This window comes from Bacteroides nordii (assembly GCF_019930665.1).
Taxonomy (GTDB): domain Bacteria; phylum Bacteroidota; class Bacteroidia; order Bacteroidales; family Bacteroidaceae; genus Bacteroides; species Bacteroides nordii.
Window position 1 is genome coordinate 2,425,731 of the sequence record NZ_CP082886.1, and the last position, 24,594, is coordinate 2,450,324.

General features: G+C 39.7%; 18 protein-coding genes. 7 read left to right on the forward strand and 11 right to left on the reverse strand.

Annotated features, from left to right (window positions below; translation table 11 throughout):
- Positions 1–207: 207 nt before the first annotated feature.
- From K8P02_RS09610 to K8P02_RS09625, 4 genes are read right to left on the reverse strand one after another with little or no spacing between them, the layout of a single operon-like run.
- Positions 208–1,077: a T9SS type A sorting domain-containing protein gene (locus K8P02_RS09610; RefSeq protein WP_002560701.1), complete on the reverse strand. Its 870-nt coding sequence runs from the start codon at positions 1,075–1,077 to the stop codon at positions 208–210.
- Positions 1,078–1,083: 6 nt separating this feature from the next.
- Positions 1,084–2,013, reverse strand: a complete 930-nt coding sequence (locus K8P02_RS09615; protein WP_223382266.1) for a hypothetical protein — start codon at positions 2,011–2,013, stop codon at positions 1,084–1,086.
- 36 nt (positions 2,014–2,049) lie between these two features.
- Entirely contained in the window at positions 2,050–2,841 is a 792-nt protein-coding gene (locus tag K8P02_RS09620; protein WP_025867666.1) for a hypothetical protein, read from the reverse strand.
- A 23-nt stretch (positions 2,842–2,864) separates the two neighbouring features.
- Positions 2,865–3,629 (reverse strand): hypothetical protein, encoded by a 765-nt coding sequence (locus K8P02_RS09625; RefSeq protein ID WP_002560704.1) that lies wholly within the window; start codon positions 3,627–3,629, stop codon positions 2,865–2,867.
- A 1,224-nt stretch (positions 3,630–4,853) separates the two neighbouring features.
- Here K8P02_RS09625 and K8P02_RS09630 point away from each other — a divergent pair.
- Complete coding sequence (locus tag K8P02_RS09630) at positions 4,854–5,075, forward strand: hypothetical protein (protein ID WP_025867664.1); 222 nt, start codon at positions 4,854–4,856, stop codon at positions 5,073–5,075.
- A gap of 137 nt (positions 5,076–5,212) precedes the next feature.
- Here K8P02_RS09630 and pgl read toward each other — a convergent pair whose 3' ends face one another.
- The 3 genes from pgl to gnd form a co-directional block, all read right to left on the reverse strand.
- Positions 5,213–5,941, reverse strand: coding sequence for a 6-phosphogluconolactonase (pgl, locus tag K8P02_RS09635; protein WP_007485176.1), 729 nt, complete (start codon positions 5,939–5,941; stop codon positions 5,213–5,215).
- Positions 5,938–7,434, reverse strand: coding sequence for a glucose-6-phosphate dehydrogenase (gene zwf / locus K8P02_RS09640; RefSeq protein WP_002560707.1), 1,497 nt, complete (start codon positions 7,432–7,434; stop codon positions 5,938–5,940). Before zwf ends, pgl begins: the two co-directional genes overlap by 4 nt.
- Positions 7,435–7,552: 118 nt before the next feature.
- Complete coding sequence (gene gnd / locus K8P02_RS09645; protein ID WP_007485174.1) at positions 7,553–9,028, reverse strand: decarboxylating NADP(+)-dependent phosphogluconate dehydrogenase; 1,476 nt, start codon at positions 9,026–9,028, stop codon at positions 7,553–7,555.
- 135 nt (positions 9,029–9,163) lie between these two features.
- Here gnd and K8P02_RS09650 point away from each other — a divergent pair, with 135 nt between their 5' ends.
- Complete coding sequence (locus tag K8P02_RS09650) at positions 9,164–10,330, forward strand: dicarboxylate/amino acid:cation symporter (protein WP_002560709.1); 1,167 nt, start codon at positions 9,164–9,166, stop codon at positions 10,328–10,330.
- Between the two features lie 407 nt (positions 10,331–10,737).
- Here the strand turns inward: K8P02_RS09650 and K8P02_RS09655 are convergent, their stop codons facing one another.
- A complete protein-coding gene (locus tag K8P02_RS09655) occupies positions 10,738–12,006 on the reverse strand; it encodes an ATP-binding protein (protein WP_025867663.1) in 1,269 nt (422 codons plus the stop codon).
- A gap of 317 nt (positions 12,007–12,323) precedes the next feature.
- Here K8P02_RS09655 and gmd point away from each other — a divergent pair, with 317 nt between their 5' ends.
- The 5 genes from gmd to K8P02_RS09680 all read left to right on the forward strand — a co-directional run bounded on the left by gmd (position 12,324) and on the right by K8P02_RS09680 (position 19,157).
- On the forward strand, positions 12,324–13,397 hold the full coding sequence (gene gmd / locus K8P02_RS09660) for a GDP-mannose 4,6-dehydratase (RefSeq protein ID WP_007485172.1): 1,074 nt from the start codon (positions 12,324–12,326) through the stop codon (positions 13,395–13,397).
- Positions 13,398–13,402: 5 nt separating this feature from the next.
- The gene (locus K8P02_RS09665; RefSeq protein ID WP_025867662.1) at positions 13,403–14,476 is read left to right on the forward strand and encodes a GDP-L-fucose synthase family protein; all 1,074 of its coding nucleotides are present in this window, start codon (positions 13,403–13,405) and stop codon (positions 14,474–14,476) included.
- A gap of 158 nt (positions 14,477–14,634) precedes the next feature.
- Entirely contained in the window at positions 14,635–16,293 is a 1,659-nt protein-coding gene (locus K8P02_RS09670) for an AMP-binding protein (RefSeq protein WP_002560713.1), read from the forward strand.
- 145 nt (positions 16,294–16,438) lie between these two features.
- Entirely contained in the window at positions 16,439–17,971 is a 1,533-nt protein-coding gene (locus tag K8P02_RS09675) for a sulfatase (RefSeq protein ID WP_025867661.1), read from the forward strand.
- 34 nt (positions 17,972–18,005) lie between these two features.
- Complete coding sequence (locus tag K8P02_RS09680) at positions 18,006–19,157, forward strand: LA_2272 family surface repeat-containing protein (protein ID WP_007485169.1); 1,152 nt, start codon at positions 18,006–18,008, stop codon at positions 19,155–19,157.
- Positions 19,158–19,240: 83 nt separating this feature from the next.
- Here K8P02_RS09680 and K8P02_RS09685 read toward each other — a convergent pair whose 3' ends face one another.
- From K8P02_RS09685 to K8P02_RS09695, 3 genes are all read right to left on the reverse strand, one after another.
- Complete coding sequence (locus K8P02_RS09685; RefSeq protein ID WP_002560716.1) at positions 19,241–21,235, reverse strand: fructose-bisphosphatase class III; 1,995 nt, start codon at positions 21,233–21,235, stop codon at positions 19,241–19,243.
- A gap of 160 nt (positions 21,236–21,395) precedes the next feature.
- Entirely contained in the window at positions 21,396–23,060 is a 1,665-nt protein-coding gene (locus K8P02_RS09690; RefSeq protein WP_025867660.1) for a putative transporter, read from the reverse strand.
- Between the two features lie 120 nt (positions 23,061–23,180).
- Positions 23,181–24,533 (reverse strand): MATE family efflux transporter, encoded by a 1,353-nt coding sequence (locus K8P02_RS09695; RefSeq protein WP_002560719.1) that lies wholly within the window; start codon positions 24,531–24,533, stop codon positions 23,181–23,183.
- Between the last annotated feature and the right edge of the window lie 61 nt (positions 24,534–24,594).

A 24,594-nucleotide genomic window follows, 5' to 3' on the forward strand; every position in this document is an offset into this window, starting at 1 on the left:
TCGGCGGACGAACAAGGAAGTCTCTTTTTTTATTTACTTATCTTCAATTAATTACAAATACAAATCGGGTCTTTTCTTTCTTAATTAGTGTTTATCATTGAGCCTCCTCAAACGTCACTTTGGACGCTATTCTATTGCTGTTTTATTGCTGCAATACTAAAACAAAAGAAGAATAAATTAAGGCAGCTTATCAGGCTGCCTTAATTACTAATTCGCTACTACCATTCGTTTGGTATCAATCAAACAATCATCAACTATAAGAGAATACATATAAACCCCATTAATTAGTTCTGTAGTGTTTACATCAATACTATTTTGGCCAATAGAAGTTATTGGTATTTTCAGGACTAAAACTCCCATCATATTGTAGAATTGTAAATAAGCACTTTTTCGTATCTCAGGTATCACAAAAGATATAGAGGTCATGAATGAAGCCGGATTAGGAATGTTCTGACACAATTCCGGATTATCTTTTACCTCATCATTAATACCTGTTACAGAACTTCTTGTAAACAAGGATGGAGCAGAAGGAAGTTCATTATATATTCTAACTACGCTTCCCTGTTCTGCTATGAAGCCTGGTAAGATTCTAACAGAACGATATCCATTAAAATTAACAGTTACATTATTCTTAACTTGAACATTTATAATAGTCAAATATGTCCCACTCTCATTATCGTTATATTCATACTCTTTATTGGCAATTGCCACATTACAAGGTTGCACACCAATACTCCAAGAAACATCCCCCACCCAAACGTCATGTTTCAATATTAATTTAGCTTCCTCATTTATACCAATACAATCCCAAACTACTGAAATAGGAGAATTATAAAGTCCCATATAGTCTCTATTTATCGTAGATAACGTATAATTCCCATCTTGATCTCTTATCTTACCATTGATAACTTCCCAAGTATAAACATCTTCCGAAGCCTTTGATACCCCGCCAGTAATTAATCCTGCTGTATATTCGTATGGAATACCCGGTATAGGATTATAATCCCCCAATAAGTGCCACTGCGCATTTAGCTTTACAGAAAAGCATATTAGAATTAATATAATCTTGAATTTCATGATAATCTATTTATTATTTAATGCCTTTAATTGTTCTATCTCTTCCTGTTGTTTTATTACATACAGAGTCAATTCCTCAATTTTTTGAAGTAATAAAGCATTCACTTCACCCAAACTAACCCCATTGGCTTTAACATCTGATTCACTAGGAATACCTGGTAAAGTACCTTTTTCTGTAATATGCTTCTTTACCTCTCCTAATGTTGGAAGTTTATAATCCTTCTTAAAAACGAAGTCGGCCCAATCAGAGTCTACTTTTATTTCTTTTGCACGAATAGTTCCATTAACAGCTAATTTATATCCTTGTGGGTCCAGTGTACCAATACCAACATTATTATCTTTTGAAAATAAGACAACTGGAACATCATCGGTCATAGACCCATTACGATATCTTAAGTCTCCAGAATAATTAATATAACAGGAACCATTATTATCATTCCCATTATATGATATTCGTAAACTATGATCTCTATCAGAAGTATTACCAAAAATCAATTCTCTATTAGAAGGAATAAACAAGTATTTGTTTACATGTATATTTCCATTAACATACTGGTCTCCATTAATTGTTTGAACCCCATTAAAAGTATTTACTCCTCTGGTGGCAAACTCCTGCCAATTGTTATTATACTCAGTATCCGTTTTCAAGTGGGCCAGTTTTCTAAAAAATATTCGGTCATCATGTTCAAAAGTTGTGGAAATCTGAAATTGATAATTAAGGTTTGAATCATTATGACGCATAACAAATAAATATTTCCAAGGCCATTGGGGAATTTCATAAGGATAGTTTGTTTGAACTTTGTCTGAATCATAAATACCTGTATTTAATATACTATTAAAACTATTAATAGTTTGTGCATAACCATCCCCTATTTGTTGAGCAAAACCCAATCCCACACAAAATAGTGACACAAAAAGTAGTAGAATCTTTTTCATAACCTATAAATTTAAAAGTTAGTAAATTAATAGCTATTATCTCTTTTTTAACTCATTGATTTCTTTCTTCATTTCAATTATGTATAAAGTTAATTCTTCTATCTTTTGAAGTAACAAAGCATTGGTTTCAGCTAAATTCACTCCATTGGCTTTTACTTCTTCTTCTGAAGGTACACCCGGCAAAGTACCTTTTTCACCGATGTATTGCTCTACTTCCTCCAATGTAGGAAGTTTGTAGCCCTTCTTAAAAACGAAGTCAGCCCAATCAGAGTCTACTTTTATCTCTTTTGCACGAATAGTACCATTAACAGCTAATTTATATCCTTGTGGATCCAGTGTACCAATACCTACATTACCTCTATTAATGGTCATATACGTTTCTGCTCCGTCACCCCATGACTGAATTTTATCATAAGGATCTCGCTCCCACCACGTTCTGGTTTCTCCTGGCTTTGAAAAAGAGTCATCAATAGAAATACCTTCATGAAATCTGGCAGTAGTCCATTCATCACCAGCGGCATCTCTTACAAGAAAAAGTCGATTGTAAGCTACATTGTAAAAACAATTAGTGATGAATGAGTATAAAGTAATATAATCTCCTTTGGCTTTCTGCAAAGGTTCTCCTTGGAAAGCTGAAAACATGGCAGTAGGATCGTCAATGTCACCAAGGCCTAAGCGATGAAACATTCTATCATCGGATGAAGTCAAAGTATTAGTCATAGAAGATCGAATGGCAACAGCACTTACACTATCATTTTTTTGATCAATTTGTGCAAACATCATTGATGAGTATAATAATAGCAATACAGCAATAATCTTTGTTTTCATAATAATATTTTTAAGCGTTAATATTAATTTGCTCTCATGCTTTTTATTTCGGCTTCCATACTCTCCATTCGTTTTTCTTGTTGAATGATGTAAAGTGTCAGTTCCTCTATTTTTTGAAGTAGCAAAGCATTTGTCTCTGCCAGATTTACTCCGTTGGCTTTAACCTCTGCCTCACTTGGTATACCGGGTAAAGTTCCATTTTCATTGATATGAGTCTCCACTTCTTTCAGAGTAGGAAGCTTATAATCTTTCTTAAAAACAAAGTCAGCCCAATCGGACTCTACCTTGATCTCTTTGGCTCTAATAGTACCATTTACATCCAATTTATTTTGAGGATTAGTTGTTCCAATTCCCATATTCCCATCTGTTACTAATATACTATTACTTCTGATTGTACCATTTATATCGAGTTCATACTGAGGATTATCATTCTTTACCCCAACTTTACCGTCAGCCTGTACAACAAACATTGGTGTAAATACAAAACCAAATAAATTGGTAAATCCAACAGAAAACTTATCGCGTCCATCAATACAATCGCCGATGCTCACCCTTAATTCACTTGCATCCAGCTCGGTATTATACCTAGCCATAAAAACCGGATCGGTATTATCATCCAAGTGACTAAACCACAAACGATGCCCCCAATCCTTCACCCAATCTCCAGATGACACAGTTGGACCAAATTGAAAATCACCATTTAATTCCAGTTTATTATTAATTATTTCTTGGGAAAATAAACTTGCACTACTCAAAACAAAAGCTAATAAAAGACTACTTCTTTTCATAATAATAAAATTAAAATGTTAACACTAATAAGGATTATCTCAATCAATAAAATATTTATAGTGGATTGTATATTATCAAAAAGAATGATTTCGAAGTAAAGGAGAAATGACTTTAGACAAAAATAAAGAAAAAGATCAAAATATCCTAAAAAGTTACCCGGACAATTACAATGTTTATACATCACAATAAAAACCAGTATATCAATACCATATACGTTTCACCAAAAAAAGAACCCGGACAATTCAAGATTTATTTTTATGCTACAAAATGAGATTGTAGAAAAAAACAGGCAGATAGTGTTAGTTTATTAGAGCATTCATAAAAAATAAACCTTGATTCTGAAGAAACGAAACCGACTTAAAATGCTTCACTTATCATGTAATTCACACATAACTCATCGTAAAGTACCTCAACCCTATAGTCATCCTCAACCCTAATAGCATGAACATCACAAATCGCATCCTCTCTTATTAGTTTCTCATAGCATTTATTAGCCACAAATAAAAATCATATCAACTGTTTACAGAGTAGGCGTAGTCTACATGTAGTAAAGGCGTAGTCTGCAAGCAGGCAAGGCGTAGTCTACATCCAGGCAAGGTATAGTCTCCAAACAACCTTTATAAGAGGTTGATAATGGGGTATTATTACAGCCTAAAGCATACAAATCCTAAATCCCTTCATCATATTTTTCATTATTCAATTATTTATATTACCTTTGCACATATAAAAGCCACAAAAAACTCGTGTTGGCTTATAAGGTTGTCTCTTTCTATTTTTTTGGACACCTCTATTTACTTATCAAACAACAATAATATATCACTATTTGAAATTCTGATTAATATATTAGTCAGGCTTGTGAAAGTCTGTATATATACTTTTTTAAATTATAGCATAAGATTTGATAAATCTCTATGTAAGAGATTTCTTGTCCGCCCAGCCTGTGAAGGTAGGGCGGATTTTTGTTTATATAATTATCATGCTTAATAATTTGTTAAACAGAACTAAGAATTAAGCTAAATACAGAACCTTTTTAACCAAATATCTGTTTTGATTTAAAACTTAAACTTTTTATACGGCAGGCCATCTGTGAAGACAGCAAGCCGTAATATTTTATTTCTTTCCATCTATTACCTAAAAAGCGACTTAGTAAAAAAATAATATATCACAAATAGTACAATTTTATTATTATAGCATTATCTTTGCATCCGTTAAAAACAGATGAGATGAACGAAGAAGAAATAATGCTAAATGGCCTCCTGATTGACAAATGCAAAGAAGAAGGAATTATGATAGCTTTGGTTGCTATCAACAGAGAGACAAAAGAAATTGAATTACCGCAGAGCTTTAAGGATATGGTCAACGACCCTAACTATTACATTTGCTACTGTCATAGAAGTGAAAAAGAAGAATATATTATTGAAAAAATAAAAGAAATACCCTATTAAAAGCCAGATAAGAATGAATTATACAAAACCATTCTTATCACAGGTTTCAATACGAAAAGAAAGCCGTTTCTTATCGTATTGAAACAACTTTCTTATATAGATATTTCAGAAGATACTACAATCAACCTGCTAACCGATCAATCCGGTATTTCCTCTCCATTTATATTTGCAGCAGCATAATCATCAAGAAAGAGCTCTACATTCTTAGCATGATGGGCAATATAGGCAGCAGGTCCCGTGTCACCAGAAGTATAAATCTCCTCCACCACTTCAGCTTTATTTCTGCCTGTGATCAAAAAAATTACCCGACGGGCATTAATAATAGGACAACCTGTCATCGCAATACGTTTCTGACCATTATTCGGGTTATAACTTACTTCATAAATCCGGTCTGAAGACAATAATTTCTCTTGTCCGGGGAAGATAGACGAGGTATGTCCGTCTCCGCCTGCTCCTAACAATATCACATCAAATACAGGCCAACCATCTTGCATAGGAACCTGACTTTCTACTACCTTGGAATACCGGACCGCTTCCTTATCGGGTCTATCCTCTCCTCTGATACGAAACACGTTTTCATAATCAATAGGAACCACGCCCACCAACAATGAGCGTACCATTCCATAATTGCTATCTGAGTTCTCGGGTGGGACACAACGTTCGTCTACAAAAAAAACTTTCATCCGCGTCCACGGAGTAATATCACTATATTCGTTTGCCCACAAGTCAAACATCAGCGCAGGAGTACTTCCACCACTTAAAGCAATATTGAAAGTCTTGCCGGGTTCATCTATCATAATTTTTATCAGATGAAGAATCAGTGCGCGTGCCGTCTCAATGGACGAAGGATAAATAAAAGGTTTCATAGTTCACAATATTGGTCTGTGTTCGTCAAATTCTTACAAGGATTAGTCCATTCAGCACCATGTTCGTGCATCATAGCCTCACTTTCGAGAGGGCCCCATGTACCGGCCGGATAACCATAAAGCGGTGCATCGGGATGTTCTTTCCAATAGTGGAGGATTGGATCAAAGAACCGCCAGGACGCCTCCACTGCGTCACTTCGTGTAAAGAGGGTAGGATCACCCTGGATACAGTCATCAATCAAACGGGCATAAGCATCGCCACTTGGCACGCCACCGAGCTGGTTATAACTGAAATCCATTGTTACTTGTTTCACTTCAAATCCCGCACCAGGTACTTTCATTCCTATTTTCAGGACAATACCTTCATTGGGTTGCAAGCGAAGGATTAGTTTATTGGCACGAGGACAATTACCTCCCGCACAATGAAACATCTGATGTGGGGTTTCACGGAAGTGTACCACTATTTCCGTAACTTTGGTAGGCATCTGCTTTCCGGTACGTATATAGAATGGAACACCACTCCAACGCCAGTTACTGATTCCTAATTTCATAGCAATATACGTCTCTGTCCGTGAGTCGGGATTTACATTTTTCTCTTCGCGATATCCTTTCTTATTACCAGAAGCTGTGTATTGACCACGAACAATATGTTCTTCAAAATCCTCCTCGGTCAATGGAGTTAGAGACTCATACACTTTCACCACTTCATTACGGAACGTATCAGCATTAAATACAGCAGGAGGTTCCATAGCCGTCAATGCCACAAGCTGTATAAGATGATTCTGCACCATATCACGTAAAGCACCAGCAGTGTCATAAAAACCACCACGCTGCTCAATACCCAGATTTTCAACAGCTGTTACCTCTATATAATCGATATAATTACGATTCCACAGAGGTTCGAATATCCCGTTAGCGAAACGGAAAGCAAGCAAATTTTGAGCGGTTTCCTTACCCAGAAAATGATCTATACGGTAAATCTGATGTTCATCAAACACAGAAGCATAGATACGATTCAGCTCTTCGGCAGACTGAAGATCATATCCAAATGGTTTCTCCACGATAATACGTGCCCGTCCACGATTAAGATGCGCTTTTTTGAGGTGCAACGGAATCACTCCATACAAAGAAGGAGGTGTAGCCAGATAAAACAACAGATTATCCGGTTCCTTCTCTCCGGTAAGCTCCTCAATACGCTGACGAAGGCGGACATAGCCAGCCTCTATAGCAGGATCAATAGCCAGATAGTAAAGATGTTGTGTAAAGTTATCCATCAACTCTTTATCCTGTTCTTCGGGTTTCACAAATTGTTCAAGTTCAGTATAGATGTAAGCACGATAGTCAGTATCCGAATACACAGTACGTCCCACACCCATCACAGAAAACTCTCCTTTGAGACGCTTATCTCTGTACAAAGAGTACAAGGCAGGCATCAGCTTACGCTTAGTAAGATCGCCCGAAGCGCCAAAGATTATCATTACAAATTTATCCATTATTTTAGTAATTAGTAGTTAGTGATTAGTGGTTAGTGGTTAGTGGTAAGTGGTAAGTGATTAGTGGCTGCGCTATTATGCCGGATGGCACTAATCACTTATCACTAATCACTTATCACTAATTATTGTATGTTCCTGATTTCGTATCACCACCATGTCCTGTCCAGTTCTCATGGAAGAACTGTCCGCGGAGTTCATCTTTTCGTTCAAAAGTATGTGCACCAAAGTAATCGCGTTGCGCTTGTATCATGTTAGCAGGCAAATTGGCAGATACCAATGAGTAGAAATAATTCAATGCCGAAGAAAAAGCGGGAACAGGAAGTTCTTCACGCATAGCCTGCACCACCAGCGTTTTCCATCCGGATAACAATCCCTTTATTTCATCCCGGAAATAAGGCGCCAGCAAGAGGTTTTTGGGCTTATCCTTTACCTCAAAAGCAGCAGCAATGTCATTCAGGAAGATACTACGAATGATACAACCTCCACGCCACATACGTGCGATAGAAGACAAATCAAGCTTCCAGCCAAAAGTATCAGAAGCGCGCTGAAGAACAGCGAATCCCTGAGCATAAGAAACCAGCTTGGATGCATATAATGCAGCATAAATCTCTTTCACCAATTCCGGTTTATTATAAACAGCTTGTGTACGTTTACATTGAAATTGCCGTGAAGCTGTCTCGCGCAACTCTTTCTGAGCCGACAAACTTCGTTCAAATACCGCAGTGGCAATCAACCCCAAAGGCATACCCAGTTCCATGGCATTAATAACGGACCATTTTCCTGTGCCCTTCTGTCCGGCAGCATCCAGTATCTTATCCAACAGATACCCTCCCGACTTATCTGTATGCCGCAGGATATTTGCTGTAATTTCAATTAAATAGCTACGAAGTTTCCCTTCATTCCAATGAGAAAAGACATTCGCCATCTCTTCATTCTCCAGGTCAAGCAAATTCTTCATCACCCAGTACGCCTCAGCAATAAGTTGCATATCGCCATACTCTATGCCATTGTGTATCATCTTCACAAAATGTCCGGAACCTGCCGGCCCAATCCAATCACAACAAGGCGTACCATCCGATGCCTTTGCCGCAATACTTTGCAGAATAGGTTTCACCGCCGGCCAGGCTGCTACCGAACCACCAGGCATAATGGAAGCACCATTCAAAGCCCCTTCTTCACCACCAGACACACCGGCACCGACGAAAAGAAACCCCTTCGACTCAGCCAATGCCACACGACGATTGGTATCTTCATAATTGGAGTTACCACCATCAATCAAGATATCACCCGGAGAAAGTAAAGGGAAAAGTTGTTCCATTAATTCATCTACAGCACTACCGGCACGAACCATCATCATTATCTTTCGAGGCAAGGATATTGAATCTACAAATGTAGCAATATCAGTAAAACCTTCGATGTTTAGACCTTTAGCCCGCCCATTGAGAAATCGTTCTACCACTCCTTCTTCTACTCCGGGCACTGTACGGTTGTATACCGATACATTCCATCCTTTACTTGCCATATTCAAGGCTAAATTTTCGCCCATTACAGCCAAACCAATCAGCCCAACATCTGTTTTATTCTGTATTGACATAATTGTAAGATTTATCTAATTAGTTGTTTATTCTTTATTAATTTACTTATTTACTATAACATATACAATAAAATTTTGTTCGGCTATTTACAAAAAAAAATGCTACTTTTGTAGCAATTAAATAAAGTTTCGACCATGAAGAAAATCCATATCGGCCTGTTACCCCGCATTATTATTGCCATTTTGTTAGGAATTGCAGTTGGACACTTCTTTCCGGCCTCGTTAGTTCGCATATTTGTAACATTCAATGGTATCTTTAGTGAATTTCTAAATTTTTCTATTCCGCTCATCATTCTCGGACTGGTCACAATTGCCATTGCCGATATCGGAAAAGGAGCCGGCAAAATGCTGATTGTAACTGCACTGATAGCCTACGGAGCGACATTGTTTTCGGGTTTCCTCTCCTACTTTACCGGTGCTACTTTATTCCCATCCTTGATAGAGCCCGGAAGACCACTCGAAGAAGTGAGTGAAGCACAAGGCATACTTCCTTTCTTCTCCGTTGCCATCCCACCGCTAATGAATGTAATGACATCTTTGGTTCTCGCTTTCACATTAGGATTAGGATTGGCCGCACTACGCAGTGATGCCTTAAAAAATGTGGCAAGAGATTTCCAGGAGATTATTGTTCGCATGATCAGTGCTGTCATTCTGCCTTTGCTACCGCTCTACATCTTTGGTATATTTCTCAACATGACACACTCCGGACAAGTATTCTCCATCCTAATGGTATTCATCAAAATCATTGGAGTTATTTTCGCTTTGCACATTTTCTTATTGATTTTTCAATACTCTATTGCCGCACTGTTTGTTCAACGCAATCCTTTCAAATTATTAGGACGGATGCTACCAGCCTACTTTACCGCATTAGGAACTCAATCATCTGCTGCTACCATCCCTGTCACCTTGGAGCAGACAAAAAAGAATGGAGTATCAGCTGATATTGCCGGTTTTGTTGTTCCACTCTGCGCCACGATCCATCTTTCGGGCAGTACACTAAAGATTGTAGCCTGTGCTTTGGCTTTAATGATGATGCAAGGTATGCCATTCGATTTCTCTCTTTTCGCAGGATTCATTTTTATGTTAGGCATCACCATGATAGCCGCACCTGGTGTTCCCGGAGGAGCTATTATGGCATCTTTAGGTATTTTACAATCCATGTTGGGTTTTGACGAATCAGCACAAGCATTAATGATAGCGTTGTACATTGCAATGGACAGTTTCGGCACAGCATGTAATGTTACGGGTGACGGAGCAATTGCACTAATTATAGACAAAATCATGGGAAAAAGCAAGCAGTGAACAAGTTAAACAAACAAGGAGAGCCCAGCAATACCTAAAATGAAAAGTATAGAAACAACCCTCCTTACCAATGATATCAAAACACTAAAAAAGGCGAACAATAGAATTCTTTGTTACTACGGGCCTTAGAACCATGTGCCAACTCATAAACCCGCCATGGAGCAGTTTTAAATTGAACAGAAACACAGATTGTTTTATCTAAAGAGTTTATCACTTTACAGTGAAGTTATTTGAAACAATGGTAGAAACAGACTATAAAACCCTGGAAATCAAACAATAAAAAAATACGTACTTTTGGGGTACAAAAGTACGTATTTAAGACACTGTTAATATGCATTTTAAGTCACCGTTAAAATACTAAGTTTGCAAACAAGAGATTAAAGAGCTGTGACAGATAATAATAAATGTTACAACATTTCTGCCAATTTCCACACCTGTATATGTCGTATACCTTCTTTGGACGGCAATGCTACATTATCAAGAGATACTATCCACTTTTCATAATTATCCTGTATTGCCTCCAACGAAGCATACAAAGACTGCATCGTCAACTCATTATCCAAAGCACACACACACTGAATGTAGATAATCCGGTCTCCTTTCCGTGCAAGAAAGTCAATCACTTTATTGCGATGTACACCTACATAAACAGCATATCCGGCACGTCGTAATTCAAGATAAACATGATTTTTAAACTTAGTGTCCTGTTCGCGGACAAAGAACGGATAAAGAAAACGCATGAAAGCCCAATCATTAATATAATAACGACAACTACCTAACACCACTTCCTTACTGCGAACCTGACAACGCTCTACACGATGAATAAGGAAAGTATTTTCGAGGTAACTGATATAATTGGCAATCGTATCATAGCTCGTCTTTCGCTGCTGCGAATTAAAATGAGCAACCAGATTAGTAACAGATACCAACTCGGACAGATGTGCTGCTAAATAGATAAGTACATCTTCAAAAAGCCGGGGATCTTTCACACGATACTGTTGCACAATATCACGAAACAGTGCAGTATCTTTAATAGAGGAGACATAATTCCATTTTACATCTTCCGTTGATAAAGTAGAAAGCCGGGGCAAGGAACACCCTTCCATATATGCAGCATAGCTCTTACCGGAAGCTTCTTCCCGCACACGTTCTCTATACTCTGCATAACTAAAAGGAAAGACCTCAAAACTCACATAATGCCGGTCCGGCATCCCTTCCGCATCGCAAGGAAGTATCTCTCTGCCGGACCCACTGATAAACAGCTCGCTACTGTTGACATAATCCTGCGAATGAGAATATACAAACTCTTCCCAACCTATGATGTTCTGTATCTCTTCAATAAATAGATAGATTTTTCCTACCGGATGAATTCGTTCCCGATAAGTAGATAAAAGTTCTTCAAGTCCTTCACGTCCGGATATGAAACCAGAATCGGTGAATGAACGATTTATATACAATATATTCCGTGCCGATACTCCCTCATCAAGTAAATGAAGCATAATCTGCCGGAGCAGATATGATTTCCCTGCCCCACGTTGGCCTATCAGTAACTTTATCAGTTTATTACCGATATAGCCAAAAATACGATTGGTATAACTCTTACGAATGAATCCGGCTTCCGGCAATCGTCCATTCCAATAATTAGAGAGACTTAATTCATTAAAATAATCATTCATATCCGAATATATTAATATCACAATTAAAAAATTCAATTAAAAATGATATTTATAAATCAAACAATATAATTTTCATTTATACTTGAATAATATTCGGCAAATATAAATATTTTCTGTTTAAACTAAAAAATTCCACCCTCATATATAGCTCTTATCCGAAAGAAAATACCGAATATTGCAACGATATTAGAAGCCAAAGTTAGAAGTCAGTAGTTAGAATCTATGCAACTTGATTATTTTTATGCCGAAGGGATTCTAACTACTAACTACCAAATTCTAACTACTAGCTATCAACTACCAAATTAATTATTTATAATATGAAGAAAGCTCTTATTTCTGGGATCACAGGGCAAGACGGTTCATTCCTTGCCGAATTTTTATTGCAAAAAGGTTATGAAGTACACGGTATACTCCGTCGTTCTTCTTCTTTCAACACCGGACGCATCGAACATCTTTATTTTGACGAATGGGTGCGCGACATGAAACAGAAACGTACTATCAACCTGCATTATGCCGACATGACTGATTCAAGTTCATTGATACGTGTCATCCAAATGGTACAACCCGACGAAATATACAACTTAGCTGCACAAAGCCATGTGAAGGTATCTTTTGATGTACCCGAATACACTGCGGAAGCAGATGCTATCGGCACACTACGTATGCTCGAAGCAGTACGCATCTTAGGACTGGAAAAGAAAACACGCATTTATCAGGCTTCTACCTCAGAGCTTTATGGCAAGGTACAGGAAGTACCTCAGAGTGAAACAACTCCGTTCTATCCGCGTAGCCCGTATGCAGTGGCCAAGCAATATGGCTTCTGGATTACAAAGAACTACCGCGAAAGTTACGGTATGTTTGCCGTAAACGGCATCCTCTTTAACCATGAGAGTGAACGTCGTGGAGAAACATTCGTAACCCGTAAAATAACACTGGCTGCAGCACGTATTGTACAAGGTGAACAAGACAAATTGTACTTGGGAAACCTGGATGCACGCCGTGACTGGGGATATGCGAAAGATTATGTAGAATGCATGTGGCTTATCCTGCAACATGACGTTCCGGAAGACTTTGTGATTGCTACCGGAGAAATGCACACCGTGCGTGAGTTCTGTACACTTGCCTTTGCCGAAACAGGAATCAACCTGCGTTGGGAAGGCGAAGGAATAGATGAAAAAGGCATCGACACCGTTACCGGAAAAGTATTGGTAGAAGTTGATCCGAAATATTTCCGTCCGGCTGAGGTGGAACAGCTACTGGGTAATCCTACGAAAGCTAAAACCGTATTAGGCTGGAATCCGTGTGCCACTCCATTCCCCGAATTAGTAAAGATCATGGTACGCCATGATATGAGAAAAGTACAGAAGATGATTGCAACCAAACAGGAGTAAGATCAATGGATAAAAATGCAAAGATATATGTAGCAGGACACCACGGACTTGTGGGTTCTGCTATCTGGAAAAACTTGCAAGAAAAAGGATATACCAATCTTGTAGGACGTACACACAAAGAGCTCGATTTGCTGGATGGTGTTGCCGTTCGTAACTTTTTTGATGAAGAACAACCGGAATATGTATTTTTAGCTGCCGCATTCGTGGGTGGCATCATGGCCAACAGTATTTATCGCGCTGACTTTATTTACAAGAATCTACAAATACAGCAGAATGTTATCGGCGAAAGTTTTCGTCACCATGTTAAGAAACTACTATTCTTAGGTAGTACCTGTATCTATCCGCGGGATGCTGAACAACCAATGAAAGAAGAGGTGTTGCTGACTTCCCCGTTGGAATATACCAATGAGCCCTATGCCATCGCCAAAATTGCAGGATTGAAAATGTGCGAAAGCTTCAATTTGCAATATGGAACGAATTATATCGCTGTAATGCCTACCAATCTATATGGCCCGAATGATAACTTCGATCTGGAACGTAGTCATGTATTACCGGCCATGATACGCAAAGTACATCTGGCACACTGCCTGAAAGAAGGAAACTGGGAAGGAGTACGCAAAGATATGAATGCCCGTCCGGTAGAAGGAATCGACGGTAATAGCCCAAAAGAAGATATTCTGAACATCCTTAAAAAATATGGTATCAGTGATACGGAAGTATTGCTTTGGGGCACCGGAACACCGTTACGCGAATTCTTATGGAGTGAAGAAATGGCCGATGCCAGCGTATTCGTGATGGAACATGTAGATTTCAAGGATACCTATAAAGAAGGTAGCAAAGATATTCGTAATTGCCACATCAACATTGGCACAGGCAAAGAAATATCTATCCGCCAGCTTGCCGAACTGATTGTAGAAACAGTTGGTTATAAAGGTAAACTAACTTTTGACAGTACCAAGCCGGACGGTACGATGCGCAAGTTAACAGATCCTTCCAAACTACACGGATTAGGATGGCATCATAAAATCGAGATAGAGGAAGGGGTACAAAAAATGTACGACTGGTACTTAAATAGTTGAAAGTTAAAAATTGAAAGTTGAAAGTTGAAAATTAGCTGCGCTAACATGCTGTATAGCAGCTTTCAACTTTCAACTTTCAATTTTCAACTCTATAAGCTCTCAACTTTCAATTATAATAGTTATATTTGCACAATTTAATACCAAATGTGCAAAAAACAATGGAACAAAGTTTTATAGCTTACATTGAAAATAGTATCAAGAACAATTGGGACCTGGATGCCCTGACAGATTATAAGGGAGCCACCCTACAGTATAAAGACGTAGCCCGCAAGATTGAAAAGCTGCATATCATCTTTGAAGAAAGCGGTATTCAAAAAGGAGACAAGATAGCCGTCTGCGGACGAAACAGCTCTCACTGGGGAGTCACTTTTCTTGCTACATTAACCTACGGTGCAGTAATCGTCCCGATTCTACACGAATTCAAAGCAGACAATGTACACAACATAGTCAATCACTCTGAAGCCAAACTCCTTTTCGTTGGCGATATGGTATGGGAAAACCTCAACGAATCGGCAATGCCACTACTCGAAGGTATCCTGATGATGACAGACTTCACCCTGCTGGTAACACGCAGTGAAAAACTGACATACGCTCGTGAACATCTGAACGAACTATTCGGCAAAAAATATCCGAAGAACTTCCGTAAAGAACATGTAGAATATCACAAAGACCAACCCGAAGAACTGGCGGTTATCAACTATACATCCGGAACAACAAGCTATTCAAAGGGAGTAATGCTCCCCTACCGTAGTCTGTGGTCGAATACCAAATTCGGTTTTGAAGTACTAACGTTAAAGCCGGGTGACAAGATTGTATCTATGCTGCCAATGGCGCATATGTACGGACTGGCATTTGAATTTCTGTATGAATTTTCCGTAGGTTGCCAAATCTACTTCCTTACCCGGATGCCAAGTCCCAAAATTATCTTCCAGGCATTTGCAGAGGTGAAACCCAACCTGGTAGTAGCTGTACCACTTATCATCGAAAAGATTATAAAGAAAAATATCTTGCCTAAACTGGAAACTCCCACCATGAAGCTATTACTGAAAGTACCTGTTATTAATGATAAGATTAAGGCAACAGTACGCGAACAAATGATACAGGCCTTTGGTGGCAACTTTGAAGCTGTGATTGTGGGTGGTGCCGCTTTCAATCAGGAAGTGGAGCAATTTCTCAAGATGATCGAGTTCCCTTACACAGTGGGATATGGAATGACAGAATGTGGTCCTATTATCTGTTATGAGGATTGGAAATACTTCAAACCGGGTTCATGCGGAAAAGCTGCGCCCCGTATGGATGTAAGAATTCTTTCATCGGATCCTGAAAATATACCGGGAGAAATTGTTTGCAAAGGTCCCAATGTAATGCTGGGATATTACAAAAATGAAGAAGCCACCGAACAAGTAATTGATAAGGATGGCTGGTTGCATACCGGTGATCTTGCTCTGGAAGATGCCGATGGAAACATCACGATCAAAGGTCGCAGTAAGAATATGCTATTAGGTCCAAACGGGCAAAATATCTATCCGGAGGAGATTGAAGACAAGTTGAACAATCTGCCTTACGTATCGGAAAGTATCATCGTACAGCAAAATGAGAAATTGGTAGGTCTGGTATATCCCGACTTCGACGAAGCTTTTGCACATGGCTTGAAAAATGAAGATATGGAACGCGTAATGGAAGAAAACCGCGTTGCACTGAATGCCATGTTACCAGCATATAGCCAGATTTCAAAAATGAAAATATATCCGGAAGAGTTCGAAAAAACTCCCAAGAAATCAATCAAAAGATTCCTGTATCAGGAAGCAAAAGGATAAAAAAAATTACAATTTGACTATTTACGATTTACTATTTACGATTGAAATTAGTTTGCATAGTGTAACTTCAATCGTAAATAGTAAATCGTCTAATAGTAAATCCCCTAATCTCCTAATCGTTCCTTAATTTAAGATTGTCAGCATTATGAGAAACAAACTATTACTATCGGCAACCATACTCCCGGCGTTAAGCATTAGCAGCGATGTTCATGCAGAACAGGATCAGAAACATCCTAATATTATTATGTTTCTGGTGGATGACATGGGATGGCAGGATACCTCTCTTCCCTTTTGGACACAGCGTACACATTATAATAATATTTATGAAACGCCCAATATGGAGCGTTTAGCTACACAAGGTATGATGTTTACGCAGGCCTACGCTTGCAGTATCAGCTCTCCAAGCCGTGTCAGTTTGTTTACAGGTATGAATGCAGCACGTCACCGGGTAACCAGTTGGACACTACGCAAAAATACAACACACGAGCAACCGGACTCCGTCATGATATATCCGGAATGGAATGTAAACGGTATTTGCCAGGAACCGGGAGTAGAAAGAACAACTCAAGTCACCACGCTGGCACAAGTTCTGAAAGACAACGGTTATCACACTATACACTGTGGGAAAGCTCATTTCGGAGCCAATAATACTCCGGGTGAAGATCCGCTGAAAATGGGATTTGAAGTGAATATAGCCGGACATGCTGCAGGTTCCCCTGCAAGTTATTACGGTAAAGAGAACTTTGGAAACAAACCCGATGGTAAAAGCCCGTTGGCTGCCGTACCAGGTCTGGAAAAATATCACGGTACAGATACATTTCTGAGCGAAGCACTCACACTGGAAGCAGAAAAAGCCTTGAATAATGCACAGAAGAGTGATAAGCCCTTCTTCCTGTATATGGCTCATTATGCAGTACACACGCCTATACAACCTGATCTGCGTTTCTATCAGAAGTATATCGATAAGGGATTGCCCCCGGTAGAAGCTGCCTATGCTACTCTTATAGAAGGGATGGATAAAAGCCTCGGTGACCTGATGGACTATCTGAAAGAAAACAATCTGGAAGACAATACTGTTATTCTCTTCATGTCAGACAATGGCGGACTGGCTGCGCATACACGCGCAGGGCAACTCCATGTGCAGAACTATCCACTTAACAGTGGTAAAGGCTCTGCTTATGAAGGAGGGGTTCGTGAACCGATGATTGTCAGCTGGCCTGGTAAAATTAAACCCGGAAGTAAATGTAATCACTACCTGATGATCGAAGACTTCTTTCCATCCATATTGGAAATAGCTGGTATATCGGACTATAAGACGATACAGCAACGGGATGGCATCAGTTTTGTACCTCTTCTTACTGAAAAAGGCAAAGTGCAGGATAGGGATATCTATTGGCATTATCCACACAGTTGGGGACCTTCGGGACCAGGAATCGGGGCAACGTGTGCCATTCGTTCGGGAGACTGGAAGCTGGTCTACTATTTTGACTCTGGTAAGCGGGAGTTATTCAATATAGCCAATGACATTAGTGAAAAACAGGATCTGGCAGGAAAAGAGCCACGCATCACGAAACAGTTGGCAGGAAAATTAAGTAACTACCTCCGTTCAGTTGATGCACAACGCCCCATTTTACGTAAAACTCAACAATTGGCACCTTGGCCGGATGAAGTAAAATAAGATGTATTCACCCTTAAAATTAGTAGATAAACAGATGAATAAAAGAATATTTTGTCTACCTCTTTCACTACTTTTTATAGTCACGGGCATAGTCTCCGCTCAAAACAAAAGTGCAGGCATTAATTTGTCTGTGTGGAAAGGAATCAGCACTCAACCAGCTGACAGTGCACAGACCACCTATTTTAATTTAGGGATCCTTTCTACCATGAACCGGTTGAATGGAGTAGGATTCAATGCATTTGGCAGCGTCATTGGCGGTAATATGAATGGCATACAATTCTCCGGACTTGCCAATATGGTAGGTGGAAGTATGCGCGGCGTACAATTATCGGGTATTAGTAACATCAACGGAAACAATATGGTGGGATTATCTGCCACTGGACTTGTCAACATTGCAGGCAATCAATCGAAAGGCGTCTTACTATCCGGAATGACGAGTATCAGTGGAGACAATACATCCGGTGTGATGGCAAGCGGTATTATGAATATATCGGGAGACGGAGCAAGTGGCGTACACCTGGCAGGACTTGCCAATATCACAGGCGCTACTTTCAACGGAGTAACAGCAGGAGGTTTACTGAATGTGATAGGTGAACATCTGAATGGTGTACAAATATCCGGGTTTGCCAACATAGTGGCATCGCGAATGAATGGGGCACAGATTGGACTGGGCAATTATGCAACAAAAGCCAAAGGGGTACAGATTGGATTAGTGAATTACTATAAAAACGAGATGAAAGGGTTCCAATTGGGGCTTGTCAATGCCAATCCGGACACAAAAGTACAAATGATGATCTTTGGAGGTAACGCAACGAAAATCAACATAGGTGCCCGATTCAAAAATAAACTTTTTTATACCATTATAGGTGCCGGTACGCATTATTTAGATTTCAGTGATAAATTCTCTGCAACATTATTCTATCGGGGTGGTATTTGGCTACCTCTCTGCAAAGACCTGACAATTAGTGGTGACTTGGGATATCAACACATTGAGACATTCAAAAACAAAGATTACGGTATTCCGGCACGCCTCTACGGACTACAGGCCCGTTTAAATTTAGAATATCAGATCACAAAGAAGTTCGGCATATTTGCCTCCGGTGGTTATGGTGGTAGCCGCTACTACAATAAAGACATCACATATGACAAAGGGGTGATTGCAGAAGCAGGAATCGTATTGTTTTAAGGGAGAATGGAGAGGGGAGAAGTACTATGCAGCGTGATAGCGCAGCCTACTTCTCCCCTCTCCATTCTCCCTTCTCCCTTCTATTATTGCTTTTCCTTAATCAACCCCGTCCTATACGCCACCAGTAGTTTTTTCAGATCCTGAATCTGTGTAACCAATTCTTTCCCTTTATCCGTATCTTTTACCATCATACGCTGAGAATTGAATTCAATGACAAAAGTGGTCGATTTGATATCCTGCCCTTCTTCTATGGCTTTTTGCGTAGACTGAAAAGGTTCGTGCTGCACCAGCTGTAAACCATGAGAGTGATATACCAATGTATATCCGGCAATACCGGTCTCCGGCTGATAGGCTTTTGAAAAGCCTCCATCAATCACAAGTAACTTTCCTCCGGCTTTCATTGGTTGTTCACCTTTAATGGTTTTCACCGGCACGTGTCCGTTAATGATATGTGTATGCACGCCTGTCACACCAAATTCTTCAAGTATCTGGTTACATATCTTCTCATTATCACGCAAAGTATAGTAATACCCTTTCTTTTCCTTATGCAGCTTTTTGTCAGCTATAAAATAACGTTCAAAAGTAGCCATCTTATCTTTATCGAACGAAGGAGCATCAGGGCCACACCACATATACCAGATGTAATCCATTGCAAAGAGCTTATCACCATCCTCATCTTCATCAAAATAGGCCGTACGGATCAACTGATCAATCTTATCCATCAAATTCTTACCCCAGTATTCTTTCCCATGAATGGTTACGTGCTTGAAGCTGCCATCTTCATTAAGAGGAACAGAAGCATGATACAAAAGATTGGAATTACAAACCAGATACATTCCCCCATACGTAAACAGGCAACGCATATGTTTCTTCAACTTCTCACTATTCATAAACGAATAATGCAACTTATCTACCAGTTCTCTTTCTTCATCGGTCAGGCGATATGGATCTTTGGGGTCTATGGTTGGGAAATTAGTATCACGCATTTCATATTCCACACCTTCATAGACAAATACGCCTCGCTCGAAATCAATCTTCTCCAGCAGCTTCCGGTTCTCCATACCAAACTCCGGACGACGATTAATAATATCCGCTTCCAGCTTAAACTGTATAATTGTAATGGCCTTATGCATCTGCGTGATAAGACGCAATGTCTTCTCATTGTATGCCGAATCAGCAAAATTCATTTTCGGTGCAAAAATAGTACAGGGGTCATCGGCATAAGTATCCATAGCAAAAGTTGCCAGTGGCAAAAGATTAATGCCATATCCATCTTCAAGTGTACCCAGATTACCATAACGCATGGACATACGAATCACATTTGCCATACAGCTCGTATTACCAGATGCAGCTCCTATCCAGAGAATATCATGGTTGCCCCACTGGATATCAAAATTATGATAATTACATAACGTATCCATAATGATATGTGCGCCGGGGCCACGATCGTAAATATCACCGACAATATGCAATGAATCGATGGTCAAACGCTGAATCAGATTGCACATAGCTATAATAAAATCATCGGCACGTTTGGTAGATATAATAGTACTGATAATGACATTGATATAAGCATGTTTATTGGGTTCAATGCTCGATTCGTGCAATAACTCCTGAATGATATAAGAAAATTCTTTAGGTAAAGACTTACGCACTTTAGAACGGGTATACTTGGAAGATACATTCTGACATACCTTTACCAATTGGTTAAGAGTAATCAAATACCAGTCGTCAAGGTCCTTCTCACGAGCCTTGACCAATTGCAATTTCTCTTCAGGATAATAAATCAGTGTACTGATCTCTTTCTTTTCTGATTCACGCAGGGTATTACCAAAAATCTCATTTACTTTTCGCTTCACTGCACCCGATGCATTTTTCAATACATGTTGAAAAGCCTCATATTCACCATGAATATCTGTCAGGAAGTGTTCTGTACCTTTGGGTAGATTCAGAATGGCTTCGAGATTAATTATCTCCGTACTGGCATCGGCAATAGTGGGAAAACTACGTGACAATAACTGCAAATAACGCAGGTCGCTCACAATACTTTCAGGGGTTATATTACTTTGGGCAGTCATGATATTTACGATTTATTCCCTACGGTCATGACCATTATTAATCCATAACACATAGGTACGTTGACAATTTACGATTTTACGATTTAAATTACTTTTTTGTTTATTTTAAAGCCTATATACAAACTTCACAGCGCAGCCAATTTTCAACTAAATAAGATTTTCAACTCAACAAGAACATGAGTAATATCTGAGCAATAATGACACGCAAAAACATGCACAACGGATATACCGTGGCATAAGCTACAGACGGATTATCACCCGGAATAGTATCATTCACATAATTCAATGCCATCGGATTTGCCATACTTCCGCATAACATACCAGAGACTGAGCCAAAATCGATTTTCATTATCTTGAAAGCAAACATACCAACAATTGCGGTAGGAATAATGGTTAATCCGGCACCCAGACCAATCCACAACGCCCCTTCAGGACGAAATACCGTATCGAAGAAATGTGCACCGGCATCAAGCCCCAGACAAGCCAGATACATGGAAAGCCCCAATGCACGAAGCATCAGATTGGCACTGCGGGTAGTATAAGTGATCATGTGCATACGCGGGCCGAACGTACCAATCAGAATACCAACAATGATAGGTCCACCTGCCAATCCTAGTCTCACAGGAGCACTAATACCGGGAATAGAAATAGGAATAGCCCCAAGAGCCAATCCTAATATGATACCAATAAACACAGCCACCAGATTAGGCTCTTTCAAACTTTTTACAGCATTTCCCAATACTTTTTCCACATTCTGAATGGCAGCTGCTTCACCCACTACTGTCAGGCGGTCGCCAAGTTGCAAAGTAAGTTCAGAGGTAGCAAGTAACTGTACACCCGAACGGTAAACACGGCTGATATTGATTCCATAATGATTTCTCAAACGAAGTGAACCGAGTTTCTTACCGTTCAGTTCGGGGCGGGTTACCACAATACGTTGCGAAATAAGCTGGCTGTCAATAGCATTCCAATCGATATCTTCCTTATTCCAGTCAGTGTTTTCCTGTTCACCAAACAGTACAGTCAGAGCCAATACATCTTTTTCAGAAGTTATAACCAACAGACGGTCACCCTCTTTCAGAATCTTCTCAGAGGTAGGGATACTCACATTACCGTCTCTCCACAAACGAGATATGACGAATTTAGGATAACTCATATGAGCTATGTCCTTGACACTTTTATTGAAAATAGCAGGATTATGTACCTGAAAAGCAGCAATATAAGTTTTGTTAGTATCGTCTTTCTCTTTGATGGCGAGATCCTCTTTACGCACTAATACCTTCCGGATAAGTAACACTGCAAGAATCACTCCTATTACCCCCAATGGATAAGCAACTGCACAACCCAAAGCAGGAGTACTACTCTCCAGTCCCATCTGTTTTAAGGTTTGTTGTGCTGCTCCCAAAGCAGGAGTATTAGTAGTGGCCCCACAAAGAATACCAACCATATTAGGTAAAGAGACACCCGTTGTATAACTGCATAACACTGTAAGCAGGGTACCCAAGAGCACTACGGCAAGGGCCAGCATATTCAAAGTGATACCACCTTTACGAAAAGAACTGAAAAAGCCGGGCCCCACCTGAAGCCCCAATGCATAAACAAAGATGATAAGCCCGAAACTCTCGGCATAATTCAACATCTGCGGATCAACTGATAGTCCGAAATGTCCGGCAAAGATACCTGCAAAAAACACGAAAGTCACTCCAAGAGATATACCACAGATGTGTATTTTGCCTAATCCCAGCCCGATGGCAGATATAAGTGAGATAACAACTACGGCCTGCAAGGCTGAATGCTCGATGAAGAGACTATATAACCATTCCATAAATATAATTATTCAATGTGCCAATGTGCCAATTGACCGCACTGTAACATATCACATAGTAATTGGCATATTGATACATTGGCATATTGACACATTAATTTTTGCAAAGATAGAAACTATTTATGCGCGTACAAAACTTTTGTGTATCCATTTCATACTGTACCAACGACGAACAAAGATGATGCCCCGAATGTTTTCGTCCAGCAAAAAGGCCACCCACATACCACACAAACCCCAACCCCAATGAATTCCAAACAGATAGCCTCCGCCTACTGCCACAGTCCACATTACAACCAAACCGACATAAAAAGGATAATTCACATCGCCTGCTGCACGCAAAGCATTGGTAGCAAAAATATTGATAGGACGCCCTATTTCCAGTACAGTATCTATAACCAACACAATAACTCCCATACGAATAATCTCCGGATTGGTCGTTAGCCACCCCAAAATAGTACGTCCGGAAGCAGCAAGGATACAAGAGAGAATAAAAGTGATCATCACCGATTTTTTCATCACATACTTTCCCAGCAGAAAAGCAGCATGAGGTTTCTTTTCCCCTATCAGATGACCGATACAAATAGCTCCTCCCTGTGCCATTGATATACTGAAAAGATATACAAACATGATGATATTAACACAATAAGTTCGCGTTGCCAACGCTTCTACTCCCAGCATATTAATAAAGAATGTAATGACTACCTGCGAAGAGCTGTAAGATAACTGTTCACCCGCCGAAGGTAAACCAACTTTCATCAGATTTTTCAGTTCTATCCAGGGAAAAGGACGGAAATAGACAAGCGGAAAACGATGAATATGTTTGCGGAAAAGAATTATGAACAAAATTACCATTGCTACTCCTCGGCTGAATGCCGTAGAGATAGCAGCTCCTTCCACACCTAATTCCGGAAAACCAAACTTACCGAAAATCAATGAATAGTTCCCTATGATGTTGACAATGTTGACAACCACTGTGACCAACATCGGATAAATAGCTTTATTAGCACTACGAAGCGATGCCGATAAGGTGAGAGATATAGCCTGAAAGAAAGCAAACGAGCCAACAATACGCATATACTCTGCACCATCTGCCATTAGTTCCGGACCAAGCCCCATCCAACCGAGTATGGTGGTATTCATTGAATAAAGAAAAAGACTGATTGTTCCTCCCACAACCAGATTCACTAACAGTGATACTCCAACAACCTGTACCACTTTTTTTTCGAGCTTTGCACCTAAGTATTGCGAACATAAAACGGACGTTCCCAGATTGATTACCTCAAATACCAGGAACGTCAGCATTATAATTTGATTGACTACCCCTACGGCAGCAACACTGTTATCGGAATGACGGCTTAACATGATAGTGTCTACTGCACCAAGCATCATGATAAGCAGCGTTTCTATAAAGATAGGAGCAGCCAGCTTAGCCAGCCTCTTCTTAATACTCTCCTGCTGAATTTTGTGTGTCACTTTTTACCTCGTCTGAATTTCGGGGTGCAAAGGTATTCAATTTTAACGAAACCGAGAGTTG